The organism is Protofrankia sp. Cj3, assembly GCF_917627355.1.
Taxonomy (GTDB): domain Bacteria; phylum Actinomycetota; class Actinomycetes; order Frankiales; family Frankiaceae; genus Protofrankia.
Genome location: NZ_CAKJTR010000146.1, coordinates 5,778 through 8,959 on the forward strand (window position 1 = coordinate 5,778; position 3,182 = coordinate 8,959).

Consider the following 3,182-nt stretch of genomic DNA (forward strand, 5'->3'; position numbering starts at 1 on the left):
GTACGCATGCACACCGCAGCCGCAGCGAGTGACGCCAGAATCCCGGGACTCCTCGCGGCCGAAGCGGCCCGGCTCCGTGACGCGCTGGCCGCTCTGGGCGAAGCCAAAGCGGCCGGGCTGTGAACAGCGCCGACGAGCACTCCGCTATGGACGGAACGGCGATACACCGGTTGACGGCGGGGCCGTCCAGGGCAGAAGCGTCCGCGATGGCCGGACCGGCCGGTGAGCAAGCCGGTGAACAGGCCGGTGAGCGGAGCGACGGCCAACCCATCGCGGGACTTGCCGGCGGATGGCGCCGTCTGCACCCTCTGTCACCGCTGGTACGGGCCGGTCGCCACCTCGTGGTGCTGGCGACTCTCCTGCTGTCCGGCGCCGTAACCCACCAGCAGGACAGCGGTGGGCAGGGACGCTACTGGGATCTCGCGGTTGTCGCCGTGGTCGTCGTCATCGGTGTGATCTCGTGGCTGGTCACCCGGTGGCAGGTTGACAACGGCACGCTGCGAATCGAGACAGGGCTGCTGCGCCGCAGCTCGCAGCGGTACCCGCTATCCCAGATCCAGGCGATCGACCTGGTGGAATCCGGGCTGGCGCGGGTGCTGGGCCTCGCCGAACTCCATCTGCGGATGGCGGCATCCGGTGGCTCCGCCGGCCGGCTGGCCTGTCTACGCAAGGCGGACGCGGAGATCCTGCGGGCACGCCTGCTGGCCCTCGCGCACGGGGTCGCCGAGGATTCACCGCCACCCCCGGAACAGCTGCTGGTGGCGCTGTCCACCCGGCGGCTGGCCACCTCCATACTGCTGAGCGGCCAGGGAGTTGTCACGATAGGCGCGACCGTCGTCTTCGCCGCGGTCGCGGTAGCGATCCCGGCGGCCATCGGTGCTCTGGGGGGTGCCGTGGGTCTCCTGATCGGGATGCTCACCGCGGCTTGGCGGCGTTTCAACAGCGGCTTCGAGCTCACCGTCTCCGTCGCCGCCGACGGCCTCCATCTGCGCTCGGGCGCGATCCAGACCGCCACGGAGACGATTCCGTTCGGCCGTGTCCAAGCGGTCCAGCTGGTCGAACCGCTCCTGTGGCGGCCATTGCGCTGGTGCCGCCTCGAGGTCGAGGTGGCGGGCCGGCGGGTCAGGAACGAGAACAGGCCCGAGGGACGCCAGCTGCGGGCTGTGCTGCCGGTCGGGGACCATGGCCAAGCCGCGTTCTTACTGTCCCAGCTCATTCCCGCGGCGCCCACCGCCGATCGGCGCGCCCCGGCCCGCGCCCGGTGGAAAGCTCCACTGCGCTACCGCTACCTCGCCTGGGGAGACAGCAAGACCTGTATCGTAACGACAAACGGTCGGGTACGCCGAGTCACACGATGGGTCCCGTTGGAAAAAGTCCAGAGCATCCGCCGGGTCCAGGGACCACTACAGCGGATGTTCGGCCTGGCCACGATCCATCTCGATACCGCCGGTCGACGCATCCAGGCGGAACTTACCGATCGTGACGTCGAAGAAGCCGACCATCAGTTGGCTGTCATTCCCGGCCGCTGCCGAGCGGCCCGCCGCACTGCACGCCTACCGCGGCCCTTTCATGGCCAGTGATCCTTATAGCCGCTTCTGTCGGGCCGTGGGCCAGCTTCACGAGATCTATGGATCAGGTCACGTCATCTCTTGGCGCGTCGTAGAGTGGACCCATGGCGCGCCTGGGTGACCTTGAGCGGTCAGTCATGGACGTACTGTGGGATACAGACGGTTGGCTGACCGCGCGTGAGGTAGCGACCCGCCTCGACCACGAACGCGACCTTGCCTACACCACCGTCCTCACGGTGCTGGAACGCCTCGAGCGCAAGGGTTTCGTCCAACGGGAGCGCGCCGAGCGCGCGCACCGCTACCGGGCGTCGAGCAGCAGGGACGCCGTTGTCGCCGAGGCCATGCTGGCGGTCCTCGACACCACCGATGATCGCGGCTCGGCGCTGGTCCGTTTCGTCGGTTCGGTCTCCCCGGCCGAAGCCGAGATCCTTCGCCGGGCGCTGACCCGGCCGGCGGGCGCCGAGGATGATGGATCGGACACACTGCGTCCACAGGACGAACCACCTCCTGCCGACAGAGGTACTGTTCACCCGCTATGACGACCGCGGCCGTTCTCACCCTGTTCGCGTGCACCCTTGCGTGGCCGGTTCCGCGGCTGCTCGCGGCGGCCCGTTGGCCGTCCCGCTGCCCGCGGTCGGCGATCGTGCTGTGGCAGGCCGTCGGGCTTGCGGGCGGAGTCTCCGCGCTGCTAGCGGTGATCGCTTTCACCTTCGCGCCGCTGTCGACGAACATGCCGGTGAGTGTCCGCGACCATGCCAGCCATCTGGCGGCCGGTGAGCCGCTGGCCGGGCTCGGCTGGATCAACCTGATCGGTCTCGCGGTGGCATCCGCGCTTGCCGCCCGCCTGTTCGGCGTACTCGCCCTATGCACATCCCGGACCCTGCGGCAACGGCGCCGTCACCGCCATCTGGTCGACCTCGCCGGTCACGACCACGGTGAACAGGCCTGCCGACGTAGTCGGCTCCGCGTTCTGGACCATCCGGTCGCGGTCGCATACTGCCTGCCCGGTGTGCGTCACACCCGGGTAGTCGTCTCCAAAGGGCTGCTCACCGCGCTCGCCGCGGACGAGCTGGAAGCCGTCCTCGTGCACGAGGAAGCTCATGCTCGGAGCCGCCACGATCTCGTCATCCAGCCTTTCGTGGCCTGGCAGGAAACGTTCCCCTTTCTGTCACCGGCCCGTGAAGCAACCGCCGCGGTGTCTCTGTTGGTCGAGATGCTCGCCGATGACGCCGCTGCCCGGCGCACCAGTGGGCAGACGCTCGCGCGCGCACTGGCCAGGCTCGGCGTCGCCCGCTCCCCGGTGCCGGCGGGCGCGGTCGCGATCAGCGGTGTGCCCCAGCACCAGCTGTCTGAACGATGCCGGACGCTGTGGCCGGCGCGTGCCAGCCACAGCAGCGGCACGATAGACAGCGGGGACACGAACGCTCCGGTGGCCGAGAGCGCCCGGTCGCCGATCGACACTCCGTTGGTCGCCCGCATCTCGCGCCTGCTGGATCCATCGCCCCGGACGCCGCTGTGGGCGCATGCGACGATCTATCTGACGGCCGCCGCCGTCAGCGCGTTCCCCGTGTTCGTCCTGGTGACCGTCTGAGCGCGTGCCCCGCCCTCGCATTG

The 3,182-nt window shown here is 69.4% G+C and carries 3 protein-coding genes; all 3 read left to right on the forward strand.

The genetic code is table 11. The features are described from left to right. The first annotated feature begins 206 nt into the window (after positions 1-206). The 3 genes from MJ783_RS17585 to MJ783_RS17595 all read left to right on the forward strand — a co-directional run bounded on the left by MJ783_RS17585 (position 207) and on the right by MJ783_RS17595 (position 3,159). Positions 207-1,580, forward strand: a complete 1,374-nt coding sequence (locus MJ783_RS17585) for a PH domain-containing protein (RefSeq protein WP_239311666.1) — start codon at positions 207-209, stop codon at positions 1,578-1,580. Positions 1,581-1,672: 92 nt separating this feature from the next. After that, positions 1,673-2,107 (forward strand): BlaI/MecI/CopY family transcriptional regulator, encoded by a 435-nt coding sequence (locus MJ783_RS17590; protein ID WP_239311668.1) that lies wholly within the window; start codon positions 1,673-1,675, stop codon positions 2,105-2,107. Continuing rightward, on the forward strand, positions 2,104-3,159 hold the full coding sequence (locus MJ783_RS17595; RefSeq protein ID WP_239311670.1) for a M56 family metallopeptidase: 1,056 nt from the start codon (positions 2,104-2,106) through the stop codon (positions 3,157-3,159). The genes MJ783_RS17590 and MJ783_RS17595 overlap by 4 nt, the downstream gene beginning before the upstream one ends. Positions 3,160-3,182 lie beyond the last annotated feature (23 nt).